The sequence below is a fragment of the Clostridium sp. K04 genome (genome assembly GCF_019734375.1).
GTDB classification, from domain to species: Bacteria; Bacillota; Clostridia; order Clostridiales; family Clostridiaceae; genus Clostridium; species Clostridium saudiense.
In genome coordinates this window covers 1-14,310 of sequence record NZ_JAASHD010000060.1, presented here as the reverse complement: position 1 = coordinate 14,310, position 14,310 = coordinate 1, and the positions used below count along the sequence as shown (strand labels likewise).

Sequence of the window (14,310 nt, the reverse complement as noted above, 5' to 3'; positions counted from 1 at the left end):
ATACTGTGTTAAATTTTACCTAGTATTATACATAGAAATATTGGTCACTCTGTACATTCTTATCTTAGCATTTATAAATATGCAGACGGAAAATGCTGTAACTTTGCCAACAGCAGAAAAGACCTGCTGGACTGGCTGAAACTTTTGAAAGATGAAAAGATTGTGGATATCCGCAAGATATACAAAAGCGGAGTTACCGATTCTGTCATGGATAACTACCGCAAGTATCTGAAACAGTGAAGGGCGGTGGACAGTCATGAGAATTGTAAAAATCATTGTGAAAGTGATTCTTCTGCCAGTGCGGATATGCCTGACAGTCGTACAACTGATGGTCATGTTTGTTACATGGCTGTACGCAACTGTATTCCATATCCTGTCGGGAATTATCTGCATCACAGCAATATTAAGTTATGGATTTGGGCAGGAGACATGTAAAGGAGTGTTCCAAATGCTTCTTGTAGGTTTTGCACTTTATATCCTGCCTGTCCTTTCCGGCTGGGCGGTCGTGTGGCTGGAAACAATCAAGATTAGTTTAAAAGGAGATTAAGCAGATGGAAGTAACAGAGAAAATGAGAGAGTTTATGAATGACTTGATCGGGGAAAGAATGGAACAGGTTTATCAGGAAAATGATGGAAAGCAGTATGATCCGTTCAATGAAAAACTGGAATTGAAACTACAAAAGGTACTTCGGAAGATGCCAAAGAAACAGGAGAAGGTTCTGTTTGATTACCTGACAGACACATCAAATAAATGCAGTGACCTGAATGAATTTTATTACCGTATGGGACTGAGAGACGGCTTAAAACTGAAAGAAGCAATGCAGGCTATGTTAGATGCTTTGACAGAATAAGGCGTGTGAAAGGAATGGTGGTCATGAATGAAAATGACAAAAGAAATTGAAGATTTCATCAACCTGACGATAACCGAACACATGGGAAAATCGTATACGGACTGGAAATTGAAACAGCAGACAGAAGTGGAACCAGATGAAGTTGAGGAAGCCTACAAGAAGGTGATCGAAACTCTGACACCGGAGCAGGAAGAAGCATTAAAGCAGCTTGGCTTTGAACTGCCACAGCCGGACAAAGCACGATCCCGGACAAACAACCGGAAGATGGTTTTTGATTCTGCCTGCCGGGTGATGTTTCTGGATATCTGCAAACGTCATGGACTGGAACTGGATGAAGAACCGTCCTATGGAGGAAGGCAGTATTTGGAGAAACAGGATTACATCCGCATGAAGCAGAAAGAAGAAATTGCAGAACAACAGGAAACGATTGAACAGCAGATTGATATAGTCAATGCCAACCGTCTGGACATTGCAAAACAGAGGATCATGGTTCGTGGGAATGAACAGAAAATACAGGAACAGGAAGAAAAGCTGGTTCAGCAGGAGAGGGAATTTAAAGAAAAATTCATTTCCAATTCTGACCGGATCATGAGTCAGGGCGAGTTGATTGAAGAACAGAAACAGGAACTGCAACAGCTGACTATCCGTATTGAAGATGTGGAAACGCTGCTTGATGAAGTATCCAGTGAAGCATACGACAAGGCAGTGGAGAAGGTTGCAAGGGAAGCGGTACTGGCTACCCGGAAGGATGATATTTATCTGGCAGAAGATTCCAAAAAGTGGATTCAGAGTCCGGAACGAAAGGCATCCCGGAAAGAAAAAGAGTATGCGGTAAAAAGGCTGGATGGTCTGATCCGGAAGATTGAAAATGCGATGGAAAAGGCAGTTGGAAAAATCGTCCGTCAGTTAAAACAGCCAGAGAAAAAGAAAGCAGTTGTAGAAGAAATTAAAAAAGAAGTGAAGCCTTCCATTCGGGAAAAGCTTGCATTGAATGTAGCAAAACTTGAAAGAGAAGAAGCTGAGAGAAAGCAACTGAATAAAGGAAAATAACGTTCCAGTGATTTGGAGATATAGGGCATTTTGTTGATTCCGAGAGGACAGGACAAAATGCCTTTTTATTTTGATTGAAAAACTACTTCCCATAATTGGGAAAAAGTCAGAGACAGAAAGGAGAACAGGATGGGACTATTTGATGAAGTGAAGCAGAACGTGACTGTCCGGCAGGCTGCAGAAATGTATGGATTAAAGCCGAACAGGAGTGGACTGATCCGCTGTATTTTCCATAATGATAAATCACCCAGTATGAAAGTTGACCGGAGATATTACTGCTTCGGATGTGGCTGCACCGGGGATGCGATAGATTTTACGGCACAGTTATTTGGGCTTGGATTAAAAGAAGCAGCACAGAAGCTGGCTGATGATTTTGGAATTGCTTATGCCGACTGGAACGATGGTTTTAAGAGAAAGCCGATACCCATGAAGAAGCCGGAATCAACACCGGAAGAAAAATGGCAGTCAGAGTTCCTGCGGTGTCTGAGGGCATATCTGGATTACCGGAGTCTGCTGTTGGACTGGAAAGTGCAGTATGCACCGAAGAACAAGGAAGAAGAATGGGACAAACGGTTTATGACCGCATTAAGGGAACTGTCCACAGTGGAGTATTATCTGGATATTCTGCTGTTTGGAGACCAGGCAGAGAAAGAAGCACTGGTCAATGAAAAGAGAAAGGAGGTAGAGAGGATTGAGCAATACAAAGATAAAGGAGATTGTGACAAAGGAGCAGAAAGATGCCATAAAAGAAATGTTAAAAACCGTGGACCAGAAAGAGATTAAAAAAGTCCGGGATATGCTTGAGCTGACACAGAAAGGAACGGTCAAAGCAACCGTGGATAATTATATACTTGTACTGAGATATGATCCGTATATCCGGGAGAGCCTGAAATACAACAAGCTGACCGGACGGATTGATATTGTAAAGATCCTCTGGTGGAACGATGAGATCTGCAAGCTGGATGATGATGCCAGAACGTATTATTATTATTTTTTTGAACGATATTACAGCCTTTGCAGTGAAAACTGTATGGATAAAGCAATGAGGATGGAAGCAAAAAGCCGGGCTTACCACCCGATCTGCGAATATCTGGAAGAATTGGAATGGGACGGTCAGGAACGGATTCGATATGTCCTGCAACGGTATATGGGAGCAGATGCTTCGGACTTTGTGTATGAGGTAATGAAGCATTTCCTTATGGAAGCGTTGAGCAGGATCTACCGTCCCGGATGCAAAGCGGATGAAATGCTCTGTCTGGTCGGTCAGCAGGGAGCCGGAAAATCAACTTTTTTTCGCTTCCTTGCCTTAAAGGATGACTGGTTTTCCGATGACTTACGCAATCTTGGCGACAATAAAGTCTATGAATACCTTCGGGGACACTGGATCATAGAAATGCCGGAGATGATCGCTACGATCAGTGCAAAGAACAATGAAGAAATCAAATCATTCCTGACCAGACAGAAAGATTCTTACCGTGATCCCTATGCAGTCTATGGGGAAGATCGGAAGCGTCAGTGTATCTTCGCCGGATCAACGAACACACGGCAGTTTATTCCTTTTGACCGTACCGGGGCAAGACGTTTCCTGCCGATTGCCATAGACAGCAGTAAGGCAGAGAAACATATCCTAGATGATGAGGAAGAAGCCAGAGCATATTTTGACCAGCTGTGGGCAGAAGCGATGGTGATCTACTGGACAACGGAGAATAAAAACAGTCTGTTGAAATTCTCAAAAGAGATGGAGAAAGAGATTGAGGAATACCGGAAACAGTTCACGCAGGAAGATACCATGGCTGGAACGATTCAGGGATGGCTGGATGCCTACAAAGGAACTCATGTATGCTCGGTGCAGATCTGGAAAGAAGCATTTGACCATTTTGACCGGGAACCAAAGAAATTTGAAACCAATGAGATCTGTTCAATCATGGATACCCAGATCACAGGCTGGAAGAGAGCCGGGATTCACAGATTTGAAAAGCAAGGTTATGGCAGACAGCGGAGCTGGATTCGGGAAGGAACAGAGGATGAGAATGTCAACGAACCGGATAAAGATGGATTTACGAAGCTGACAAAGGCAGAGCAGCTGGAACTTCCATTTGACCTGCCCGACAGAGAGAAAGGCTGATTTTGGCACCGTAAGGCTGTCGATTTATCCGAAAATTCACCGCTTGTTGACAATCTTGTTGACAGCCGAAACCCTTATATTTACTGGTGATTTTGATATTTTTACCAGTTGTCAACAAAGATATTCAAAAAACTTTAGGGATGTATTTGGAAGATAGAAAAAAACATCCATAAGAAGTTTGAAACTCCATGTTGACAATTACGTTGACAGTTTACAGATAAACTTCCGGCAGAGACAATACGAACCTCTCTCTGTCGGGCATATAACAGAAAGGAATTTGATGATTGTGGAAAAAATGATGAATACAGCGACACAGGGACACACTTTTACAAAGAAAATCGGACAGACGGTATATGTTGTCCGTTATCACTTTAATGAGGGCGCAAAAGAAACCATGCAGGAGAAGATTAACCGGATGCTGGTGACAGAAGCGAGCAGAATGGAAGTGTAATGAAAATATATAGATGCAACTGTAGAAGAAGTGTGATATTATGTGAGTAACAAATCGGTAGTTGTGGAGGTAATTATCAATGAGAAATATTTACGATAATAGTGAATTTTTTGCCGCATATGCGGAAATGGGAAGAAGCAAAGATGGTCTGAAAGCTGCTGGAGAGTGGCATCAGTTGCAACCGTTATTCCCTAAATTACAGGGAAAAAAAGTTTTGGATTTAGGATGTGGTTACGGTTGGCATTGCAAATATGCCGCACAAATGGGAGCTACTGAAATTCTTGGTATTGATAGTAGTCAAAAAATGATTGCAAAAGCAGTAGCTGATAACTCTGATGACAAAATCAAGTATAAAGTTTGCGGTGTTGAAGAATACATTTATCCTGAAAATACTTATGACCTAGTTGTTTCTAACCTGGTACTGCACTATATCGAAAATTTAGCTAATGTTTATCAAAAGGTGTATTGCACATTAAAAGTAGGTGGGTATTTCCTATTCAATATTGAACATCCGACTTTCACCGCAGGTGTTAATGAGGATTGGATTTATGATGAAAATGGGAAACCTAAATATTGGCCAATCGACAATTACTATTACACAGGCGAAAGAGAAACCAATTTTCTTGGTCAACGAGTAATTAAACAGCACCACACATTAACGCAGATATTGAATCCACTTATAAAATGTGGTTTTCAAATTGAGGCTATTGAGGAAGCAATGCCTCCGGCAGATATGATGGGTATGCCGGGAATGTGTAATGAAATGCGTAGACCTATGATGTTGTTGGTTAAGGTTAAAAAGGTTTAATAAACAACTTTCAGTTTGTCGAACTCAAAAATATTATTAAATGAAAAGGTAGAGTGTATAGAGAAATCTATATGCTCTATTTTTTTGCCCATTTAAAAAAAAGTGATTAAAAAACTATTGACATTTTGTTTCAGGATTAATAAGTTTATATTTTCAATATGGAAGATATCTTTTAATAAGTTCATCAAGAGAAGGAAGTCAACCAGCAAACTTACAAGGAATTTGGAATGAAGACTTAAGACCAGCTTGGAGTAGCAATTATACAGTAAATATTAATACAGAAATGAATTATTGGGGAGCAGAAACTTGTAATTTATCAGAATGTCATAATCCGCTTTTTAATATGTTAAAAGATTTAAGTGTTACTGGAGCGAGTACTGCAAAAACAATGTTTAATTGTAATGGATGGACTACAAATCATAATGTTGATTTATGGAGATATTCAAGTACAGTACAGGGAAGTAGTGAATGGGGATTTTGGCCTATGGGTGGAGCATGGATGTGTCAACATCTTTGGGAACACTATGATTTTACAAGAGATAAAAACTTCTTAAAAAATGAAGCCTATCCAATAATGAAGGGTGCAGCTATATTCTTATTAGATTACTTAATTGAAGATAAGGATGGAAACTTAGTAACATGTCCTTCAACATCACCTGAAAATAATTTCTTAGATAATGAAGGAAGAAAATGTTGTGCAAGTATGATGTCTACAATGGATATATCTATAATTAGAGATTTATTTAACAATTGTATAGCTGCTATTAATGTATTAAAAGTAGATAATGAATTTAAAGAAGAACTATAAAAAGAACTTGGAAGATTACCTAAATATAAAGTAAATAAATTTGGAGCAGTTCAAGAATGGTATAAGGATTTTGATGAATATGAGCCAGGCCATAGGCATATGTCACATTTATTTGCACTTTATCCAGGTAGAGAAATTTCAGAAAAAAATAATTTTGAATTACTTGAAGCTAGTAAAAAAACACTAGAACGAAGGTTGAATCAAGGTGGAGGACATACTGGTTGGAGTTGTGCATGGATAATTAATTTTTATGCTAGATTAAAAGAAGCTGAATTAGCAAATAAGTATTTGCATGTATTATTAAAGAATTTAACATTTATGAATTTATTTTGTGTACATCCTCCATTTCAAATTGATGGGAACTTTGGAGGAACAGCAGGGATAGCAGAAATGCTTATTCAAAGTCATACAGGTATTATAGAAATATTACCTGCTATTCCAAAGGCGTGGAGGTGTGGATATATAAAAGGGCTTAAGGCTAGAGGAGGATTTGTTATAGATTTTAAATGGGATAATAATGAGATAACAAAACTTTCTATAACATCAAAAGTTGGAGGTAAATGTAAAATAAAGTTTGGTAAAAAATATATTGGAACAATGATTAATGAGAGCATTGAAATAGATACTATAGCAGGTAAGAAATATAGATTATAATTAATGCTTAGCATAGTAGTAAAGGCAGAGCTCATAAAAATGATACTCTGCCTTTAGCTATATGTTTAAGAAAAGTGGGATTACATGTGATTATTAAAGTATTATCTATTTATAGTTTACTATACTAGAGTAATAAAAAATACTGCAATAATTCTATCAATAATACTAGTATTATTAGTGATAAAAATTAATAAGAGTATTATAAATTTAATATTGTATACAATTACAAAGAAAAATGTGGTATATTGTATTTATAGGTAAAAATGTAATTTAAGTGGGTATTTGAGAAATGAGAATAATAGAAAATGTAATAAATAATATGAAAATAAGGAGTAAGTTAATTATTTCTTATTTGTTAATAGTAATAGTAACTGTAGTAATTATTGGTGGATACCTAACATCTCGAATGAATAATATAGTAGTACAAAATGCAATTAGTGAGGGGAGATATAATAATAAAACTATTAAAAGTAGAATGGAGGAAGCATTAAAATTAGCAATCAATACTTCAGATATGATTTACCAAGATGATAATATTCATGCACTAGTTACAGAAAATTATAATAATTATGGAGATGTAGTAACAGCATATTCTAGTTTTAATGTATTAAATGATTATTTAGTATACTATAACGATTTTAATAGCATAAAGCTTTATGTAGATAATGAAACACTATTAAATGGGTCTAATATTATAAAAGTTGATGATGAAATAAGAGAAAGTGAATGGTATAAAAATGCAATTGATGGAAAATGAAAGAATTAAAATTTTTTATGGTGAAAAATATGGTATACACGTATTTAGCGAGTTAAATATTGGGACAAAGGTTGTATTAATATTACCAGCTATTGAGGGGGAAGAGAATAAATGTTAAAAGTTTTAATTGCAGATGATGAACCATATGTAAGAGAGGGGATTAAGAATATAGTTCCATGGGAAGAAGTTGGATTTTATGTTTGTGGTGAAGGTAGTGATGGAGATGATACATATAATAAAATATGTAAGCTAGATCCAGACTTAGTTTTAATAGATATTAAAATGCCCGGAAAGATTGGATTAGATGTAATTAAAGAAAGTATAGATAATGGATTTAAAGGTAAATTTGTAATTATTAGTGGTTATTCTGATTTTGAATATGCAAAGGTTGCAATTAAGTATGGAGTAAAGTCCTATTTATTAAAGCCTATAGATGAAGATGAGCTATATGATATAGCTGTTAATTTAAGAAATGAAATAGAAGAGGAAAAAAATAAATTAAGAAATATTGAAAAACAAAAAGACTACGTTAAAGAATATTCACTATCTCAACTTATGTTAGGAAAAAAGGTAGAGGATTATGAAGAACTTACAAATTCTTTAGATTACTCAAGTTATTCTGTAGCTTTGATATTAAATTATGATGAGAAAACAAAAAATGAAAATTTAATTGAACTTGAAAGTTGTATAAAACAAAAGTTAAGTAATTTAAATGGCATTGAGGTTTGTAAGGTTAAAGATAAGGTTGCAATATTATTTTGTGATGTTAATAGTAATCATTCATTTAATATATTAAATAGTATAAATAAAGAAATTAATAAGTGTTTAAAAGGAAGAATATTTGTAACAGTAGGACAAGAGGTTAGTAGCATAGATGATATTTTATTATCTTATAATACTGCTAATGAATTAATGAAATCTAGATTTTTATTTTTAAATGAGGAAATTTTAACTACTGAGAGAGTAAGAGAAATTAGTAAAAAAAGATTTTTACTTGAAGAGATGGATATTATAAATAAAATTTGTACTTATGTTGAAATTGGAGAATGTGGAAAGATTAAAGAATTGTTAAAAGGTTTGGCAGAACTTATTCAATCTAAGTTTTATACTGAAGATGAAATTAAAGTGTTAGTTACTAAAAATTGTTTAGAGTTTTATGATAAAATTAAAAGCGATTATGAAATAGATAAAAATTTAATTTTAGATAATGAGGTAATAATAAAGGAGATTTATAGTACTGAAAGTTTAAAAGAAATTATAGATATTTTAGAAAAAAGATTGATTAATGTTTCAAAGGTTATTTCTCTTAATTCTTCAGATAAGTCTATAAAGCGAATAGTTAAATATATTGAAAAGAATTATTATACGGATTTAAAATTAGAACTTTTGGCAGAAATATTTAATTATAATAGTGCATATTTAGGAAAGGTATTTAAAGGTCATACTGGTATGAGTTTTAATACTTATTTAGATAATATAAGAATAGAACAAGCTAAGAAATTACTTATGGAAGATAACATAAAAGTATATCAAGTTTGTGAAAAGGTTGGATATAAAAATATAGATTATTTCCATAGTAAATTTAAAAAATATGTAGGAGTAAGTCCTTTAAATTATAAGAAGCAGATTGAATTAGGAAAATTTAAAGAATTGGTTTAGAAAATAAATGGTAAGGTTTAGTTTATACCTTACCATTTATTTTTGTTTTTTATAAAGGTTAAAATGAATTGTTAATTTTTATTTATAAAATATATTCTTTCAAGATTTATTAATGAATTTCTTTTTTTGAAAATCTATTGCATGTAATAAAATAAGAAAGAAGTAATACTGTAATTGTAATTAATATTCCTAAAATAGTTAACAGTGTAGGGTTAAAAGTTATATTAATTTCAGCTAATATTTCTAGCAAAGAAGTAGAAAATACTATTGGAGCAATAGCAATAAACATTAGAACATATCTTCCATTTTCAAAGCCTAGTAAAAGAGTAGCAGGCATTAATATTGCTGTGAAAAATATACCTATACCCATAGTAACTAAAGGAATAACATATATAGGCATAGAAGAAACTAAATCATTTGTTCCTAATATATTTACAATTACAGATAGAATTGTAGATATTATTACCGCAATAACTGTGTTTAATAAGCAGTATATATATTTGGAAAAAATATATTCATTTGTCTTAACAGGTAACGAATATATTAAATAATTCATTTTGCTTCTTTCTTCATAAAAAGTAATTGTATAGGTAGCCATCATTAAATACATGGCACCGGCAAAAACAATCATAGTTGGTTGAACAGCAGCAAAAAATATTCCAAGTGCTAATATAATAAGTAAATTTTTCTTTATAGATAGTAATGAATTAAATTGAAGTTTTACTAAATTACTAATATTATTCATAAATTACTCCCTCCTAGTGTAATATAATAAAATATCTTCAAGAGTACATTTTTCATAAATTGCCTCATCACCAAAAAGTTCATAAGCTTTTTTTCTATCAGATATTAAACCTTCAAATCCAAAGGCGTATTCTTTTAATGAAATAAATTCATTCTTAATACTATTATCAATTAAATCTTTTTTGCTTTTTACAAGTGTATGATTATCTAAAATTTCATCCTTTTCACCTTTAAGAAGTATTTTTCCATTGTATATCATAACTATATAATCAGCAGATTTATCTAAATCTGTAGTTATATGAGTAGAGTAAAATACAGTCATATTATCCATTTCCATGTGGTCTTGCATAAGGTCTAAAAATTCATTTCTTATTATAGGATCTAAACTAGAGGTTGGTTCATCCATTATTAATAGTTTTGGATGATGAGATAAAGCCATTATAAGTTCAAATTGCTTTTTTTGTCCCTTAGATAAATCCTTATATTTCTTAGATTCATCTATTTTAAATTTATTTATATATTTTTTATATAACTCTTCATCCCAGTTAGAATAAAATTTAGATATTATTTTATGAAGATTAACTAATTTGCTTTCTTCTAAGAATCCAGATTCATCACCAACATAAGCAATATTTTCTTTTGTTTTAGTATCTTTATTGATATGGGAATTTAGTATTTTTATTTCGCCAGAATCAGGCTTAATCATTCCAAGTAAAGATTTAATTGTAGTAGTTTTACCAGAGCCATTTGGACCAATAAATCCAGTAATATATCCTTCTGGTATTTCAAGGTTATCTATAGTTAAAGAAAAATTCTTATAATTTTTTTGTAAATTACGAATTTCAATAGAATTCATATTTATACCTCCTCATAAATACTTTTTAAAATTTCAATACATTCATCAAGTGTTACCCCTAGAGCTTTAGCAGATATTATGACAGCCTCAAGTTTATCTTCCATTTCAGCCATGGCAGCTTCTCTTAACCTTTCAGAATTTGAACCGGAAACAAAAGTTCCTTTTCCAATAACTGTTTCAATAAAGCCTTCTTTTTCTAGTTCTTCATAAGCTCTTTTAGAGGTTATAATACTTACTTTAAGCTCTTTTGCTAATGATCTTATTGATGGAAGTGGATCTCCAGGTTTCAAATTTCCATTTAATATTTGATTTTTTATTTGAGTTTCTATTTGCTCATAAAGTGCAACTGGTGATGAATTGCTAATTAATATATCCAAGTGTTCACCTCCGTGTATAAGTGTATATATATATTATATACAGATAATATCAATTTGATGATTAATAGTCAATATGCTTTTAGAAAAAGATTATAAAATTAAAAGAGATTATTTTACTAAATAATTAATAAAATAATCTCTTAACTTTAAGTACCTTAGAATATATAAATTATGAAAAGGTTATATAGTTTAGTCATCACTGCAAACGCAAATTGAGTTTTGCAGCTCTATATATTCCTCTTTACTTAATGATTTAATATATTTATCAAAATGATCATCAGAACAAAAATAACCTATTTTATTTTCTATAAAACTTTTATCTAAATTTTTTTTGCAATATAAACAGCGTTTCATTTTATTTACCTCCAATATATGTTAGTGTGAAAAATTTAATTATATATTATTTGAATTTATGATTAAATAATGAAATATTTTTTCCAATGATTATGCATTTAGAATTAGCACCATGACCAATTTCTTCTGTCTTAGCAATTGGTAAATCAGGATTATCTATTATGCTTAGTACTAATTCTTCAATAGTAGGAGTTATATTATTTTCTTGCATTTTACTAAAGGTACCTAGTATTAGCCCTTGAATTTTATCAAAAACTCCCATTTGCTTAAGTTGATTTAAAAAGGCAGACATAAGTCCAGCTTCGCCACCCATACTTTCTAAAAGTAAAACCTTATCTGTAAAGTCAGGTATATATTTAGTACCCGCTAACTTTAAAAGACAACGAATATTTCCGCCAACAACAGTTCCTTCTATTTTTGAACCTTGAATAAATTTATAAGAAAACTTAAATAAATCATCTTCATTATTAAGTAAGCTATTAGTGAAGTTAGAAATTTGATTTTCACTATCTGAAGATATAAGATTTCTTATTTGATAAAGATAAACAGGGGTATTACTTTGAGAATAAATAGCATTTAAAACCGTAGTTAAATCACTATAACCAAAGAAAGGTTTAGGATTTTTAGATATGTAATCATAATCTAAATAATCTAAAACTTCGTTTGCAAGGTCACCACCAGAGATATCAAAGATAGCTTTTATTTCATTATTTCTATATAAATCCATAAAGGCTTTTCCCTTATCTTTAGCAGCACCATTAAATGGAGATGTAGTTTCATATATGTAGTTACTACAAATAGGATTTAAGCTTAACTTTTTTAAGAGTTCTAATAAATTATCAATTTTGAATTTATTAGCTATAGGTTGACCATTTGAACAAGCAACTATAGCAATTTTGTCATTTTTATTTAATATAGACATAATTTTTCCTCCATTATAAGAATTAATTTATATTATAGTAGCACTAGAAAGTGGAAACTTCAATTAAATTAAATGATTATAAATTAGTGTATATATGAAGTGCGGAATTAATGAGCTTTGCATTAATATAGTGTGTAAAATGAATTATTGGCCAATAAATTTAAAATTAATTAAAAACTTAGTTAATAACCTGCTCTTAACTTAATAATATATAAGGGGAGGTGTTTTAATGTGATAAAAGATATAGCTTTATATTTAGAGGACTTGAACTTGGTTTCTATAATTCTTAGACTTACAATGGCTGTGATCTTTGGAGGAATAATTGGGTATGGAAGAGAGAGAGAAAGAAGACCAGCAGGACTTAGGACTCATATACTAGTATCTATTGGAGCAACTCTTGCAATGATAACTAATATTTATATGTGTAAAATATATAATGGATATACTGATCCAACTAGACTTGGAGCACAAGTAATAAGTGGAATTGGTTTTTTAGGAGCTGGTACTATTATAGTTACTGGAAAGAATAAAGTAAGAGGGTTAACAACAGCAGCAGGACTTTGGGCATGTGCATGTATGGGACTAGCTATTGGGGCAGGATTTTATTCAGGAGCAATTATAGGATGTTTATTTATTTCTGCAGTTACAGTTGCTCTTGCTAATATTGATAAAAAAATTAATAGAAATTCAAGAAATATAACATTGTATATCTTAGTGAACTCAACTACAGCAGCATCAAGATTATTACAAGATATACAAAGTAAAAATGTAAAAATTAGTGATATAGAAATAAGTAATAACAATGTATCATCTAATGATTTAATAGGGATTTTACTTGGGCTTAAGATATCAAGAGAAGTATGTCATTATGATTTTATAGAGTCCATTACAAATAAAAATGAAGTTATTTTTCTTCAAGAAATAAATTAGAAAAATAATTAAATAAGTTAAAAAGTAAACATAATATTAAAGAAGTTTTTTATGATTATGAAGAATTACTTAAAAGTGATGTAGATACAGTGTATATAGCATTACCAAATAATCTTCATTTTGAATTTTCAAAGAAAGCTTTAGAATATAATAAAAATGTTATAGTTGAAAAACCAATAACATCAAATTATAAGGAAGCTAAAATATTAAATGATTTAGCAAGAGAAAAGAAGTTATTTCTTTTTGAAGCAATTACAACAGAATATTTACCTAATTACTTAAAGGTAAAAGAATTACTTCCCACATTAGGTGATATAAAAATAGTTCAATGTAATTACTCACAATATTCAAGTAGATATAATAGCTTTAAGGAAGGCACTATATTACCAGCTTTTGATCCTGAATTTTCTGGTGGAGCATTAATGGATTTAAATATTTATAATATTCATTATGTAATTGGATTATTTGGTAAACCTAAAAATGTTGAGTATTATCCTAATATAGAAAGGAAAATAGATACATCAGGAATTTTAATTTTAGATTATGAGAAGTTTAAGTGTGTTTGTGTTGGAGCTAAAGATTGTAAAGCGCCAATTGCAAATAACATTCAAGGAAGTAATGGATGTATATACATGGATACTCCAGTTAATGTTTGTGGGAATTTTAAGATTATAATGAATGATGGAAATACTACTTTGATTAATGAAAATAAGTATGATAATCGTATGGTTAGTGAATTTATAGAATTTATAAATGCTATTAAAAACCATGATTTAGATATGTGCTATAAAATGTTAGAACATAGTTTGATTGTAAGTGAAGTTCAAACTACTGCAAGAAAAAAAGCAGGAATAGTATTTAAAGCGGATATTAATTAATAATATAAAGGAGCTGTCGCAATAGCGGGTAAAAAAATCCGCTAGCGATAGCTCTTTTTCTATATTTTCAAAAAAATAATTGTACA

General features: G+C 31.8%; 16 protein-coding genes and 2 pseudogenes. 13 read left to right on the top strand and 5 right to left on the bottom strand.

Annotation, left to right across the window (positions count from 1 at the left end; all coding sequences use genetic code 11):
- Positions 1 to 256 precede the first annotated feature (256 nt).
- The 11 genes and pseudogenes from HCG70_RS16505 to HCG70_RS16455 all read left to right on the top strand — a co-directional run bounded on the left by HCG70_RS16505 (position 257) and on the right by HCG70_RS16455 (position 9,163).
- Positions 257 to 547 carry a hypothetical protein gene (locus tag HCG70_RS16505; RefSeq protein WP_221698033.1) on the top strand — a complete coding sequence of 97 codons (291 nt, stop codon included), beginning with the start codon at positions 257 to 259 and terminating at the stop codon, positions 545 to 547.
- Positions 548 to 551: 4 nt separating this feature from the next.
- On the top strand, positions 552 to 851 hold the full coding sequence (locus HCG70_RS16500; protein ID WP_221698032.1) for a hypothetical protein: 300 nt from the start codon (positions 552 to 554) through the stop codon (positions 849 to 851).
- Between the two features lie 27 nt (positions 852 to 878).
- The gene (locus tag HCG70_RS16495) at positions 879 to 1,901 is read left to right on the top strand and encodes a hypothetical protein (protein WP_221698031.1); all 1,023 of its coding nucleotides are present in this window, start codon (positions 879 to 881) and stop codon (positions 1,899 to 1,901) included.
- 129 nt (positions 1,902 to 2,030) lie between these two features.
- Entirely contained in the window at positions 2,031 to 2,684 is a 654-nt protein-coding gene (locus HCG70_RS16490) for a CHC2 zinc finger domain-containing protein (protein ID WP_221698030.1), read from the top strand.
- Positions 2,593 to 4,026, top strand: coding sequence for a virulence-associated E family protein (locus HCG70_RS16485; RefSeq protein ID WP_260457848.1), 1,434 nt, complete (start codon positions 2,593 to 2,595; stop codon positions 4,024 to 4,026). The genes HCG70_RS16490 and HCG70_RS16485 overlap by 92 nt, the downstream gene beginning before the upstream one ends.
- 295 nt (positions 4,027 to 4,321) lie before the next feature.
- Positions 4,322 to 4,477 carry a transposon-encoded TnpW family protein gene (locus HCG70_RS16480; protein WP_221698035.1) on the top strand — a complete coding sequence of 52 codons (156 nt, stop codon included), beginning with the start codon at positions 4,322 to 4,324 and terminating at the stop codon, positions 4,475 to 4,477.
- A 79-nt stretch (positions 4,478 to 4,556) separates the two neighbouring features.
- The gene (locus HCG70_RS16475) at positions 4,557 to 5,285 is read left to right on the top strand and encodes a bifunctional 2-polyprenyl-6-hydroxyphenol methylase/3-demethylubiquinol 3-O-methyltransferase UbiG (protein ID WP_022262569.1); all 729 of its coding nucleotides are present in this window, start codon (positions 4,557 to 4,559) and stop codon (positions 5,283 to 5,285) included.
- A gap of 139 nt (positions 5,286 to 5,424) precedes the next feature.
- Positions 5,425 to 6,477 (top strand): annotated as a pseudogene (locus HCG70_RS17870) (glycosyl hydrolase family 95 catalytic domain-containing protein); the annotation flags it as partial.
- A 6-nt stretch (positions 6,478 to 6,483) separates the two neighbouring features.
- A complete protein-coding gene (locus tag HCG70_RS17865) occupies positions 6,484 to 6,747 on the top strand; it encodes a glycoside hydrolase family 95-like protein (protein WP_396021006.1) in 264 nt (87 codons plus the stop codon).
- A 289-nt stretch (positions 6,748 to 7,036) separates the two neighbouring features.
- A complete protein-coding gene (locus tag HCG70_RS16460) occupies positions 7,037 to 7,504 on the top strand; it encodes a hypothetical protein (protein ID WP_221698027.1) in 468 nt (155 codons plus the stop codon).
- A gap of 111 nt (positions 7,505 to 7,615) precedes the next feature.
- A complete protein-coding gene (locus HCG70_RS16455; RefSeq protein WP_195955365.1) occupies positions 7,616 to 9,163 on the top strand; it encodes a response regulator in 1,548 nt (515 codons plus the stop codon).
- A 109-nt stretch (positions 9,164 to 9,272) separates the two neighbouring features.
- On the opposite strand, the gene HCG70_RS16450 is transcribed toward HCG70_RS16455, so the two are convergent.
- From HCG70_RS16450 to HCG70_RS16430, 5 genes are all read right to left on the bottom strand, one after another.
- Positions 9,273 to 9,908 (bottom strand): ABC-2 transporter permease, encoded by a 636-nt coding sequence (locus HCG70_RS16450; protein ID WP_042396499.1) that lies wholly within the window; start codon positions 9,906 to 9,908, stop codon positions 9,273 to 9,275.
- Positions 9,909 to 9,911: 3 nt separating this feature from the next.
- Positions 9,912 to 10,763, bottom strand: coding sequence for an ABC transporter ATP-binding protein (locus HCG70_RS16445; RefSeq protein WP_055277828.1), 852 nt, complete (start codon positions 10,761 to 10,763; stop codon positions 9,912 to 9,914).
- 2 nt (positions 10,764 to 10,765) lie between these two features.
- Complete coding sequence (locus tag HCG70_RS16440; protein ID WP_055277827.1) at positions 10,766 to 11,140, bottom strand: GntR family transcriptional regulator; 375 nt, start codon at positions 11,138 to 11,140, stop codon at positions 10,766 to 10,768.
- A gap of 189 nt (positions 11,141 to 11,329) precedes the next feature.
- Positions 11,330 to 11,494: a hypothetical protein gene (locus HCG70_RS16435; RefSeq protein WP_172676194.1), complete on the bottom strand. Its 165-nt coding sequence runs from the start codon at positions 11,492 to 11,494 to the stop codon at positions 11,330 to 11,332.
- A 46-nt stretch (positions 11,495 to 11,540) separates the two neighbouring features.
- Positions 11,541 to 12,416 carry a S66 peptidase family protein gene (locus HCG70_RS16430; RefSeq protein ID WP_221698026.1) on the bottom strand — a complete coding sequence of 292 codons (876 nt, stop codon included), beginning with the start codon at positions 12,414 to 12,416 and terminating at the stop codon, positions 11,541 to 11,543.
- A 231-nt stretch (positions 12,417 to 12,647) separates the two neighbouring features.
- On the opposite strand from HCG70_RS16430, the gene HCG70_RS16425 reads away from it, so the two are divergent.
- The gene (locus tag HCG70_RS16425) at positions 12,648 to 13,346 is read left to right on the top strand and encodes an MgtC/SapB family protein (protein WP_311776481.1); all 699 of its coding nucleotides are present in this window, start codon (positions 12,648 to 12,650) and stop codon (positions 13,344 to 13,346) included.
- 8 nt (positions 13,347 to 13,354) lie between these two features.
- A pseudogene (locus tag HCG70_RS16420) lies at positions 13,355 to 14,224 on the top strand (Gfo/Idh/MocA family protein); the annotation flags it as partial.
- Positions 14,225 to 14,310: the final 86 nt, after the last annotated feature.